The sequence below is a fragment of the Streptococcus cuniculi genome, from assembly GCF_004570575.1.
Taxonomy (GTDB): domain Bacteria; phylum Bacillota; class Bacilli; order Lactobacillales; family Streptococcaceae; genus Streptococcus; species Streptococcus cuniculi_A.
Window position 1 is genome coordinate 1 of the sequence record NZ_SPPD01000104.1, and the last position, 397, is coordinate 397.

The 397-nt window shown below is 72.8% G+C and carries 1 protein-coding gene; it reads left to right on the forward strand.

Translation table 11 applies throughout. The features are described 5' to 3' along the window. A partial coding sequence (locus E4T82_RS12255) for a TetR family transcriptional regulator (protein ID WP_135183007.1) occupies positions 1-397 on the forward strand: 397 nt, incomplete at both ends.

Here is a 397-nt window from a genome sequence, read left to right on the forward strand (position 1 = left end):
GGCTACGACGGCACCACGCTGCGCGCCGTGGCGGCCCATGCCCGGGCGAACGTCGCGCTGGTCATCCGCTACTACCGGAGCAAGGAGGCGCTCTTCCTGGCCGCCTCGGAGTTCGACCTGCGCCTGCCGGACCTCGGCACGGCCGCACGCGACGAACTCGGCCCGCGGCTCGCGGCGCATTTCTTCGCCGTGTGGGAAGACGGCCCCGCAGGACGGCAGCTGGTGTCGCTGCTGCGGGCTGCAGCGACGCACCCCGACGCGAGGGCCCGCATGCAGGCCATTTTCGAAACGCAGCTGCGCGCGGCCGTGCGCACCCTGGTGCCGTCCGATGAGGGCCCGGACCTGCGGGCCACCCTCATCGCCTCGCAGATGCTCGGGTTCGCGTTCGTCCGCTACG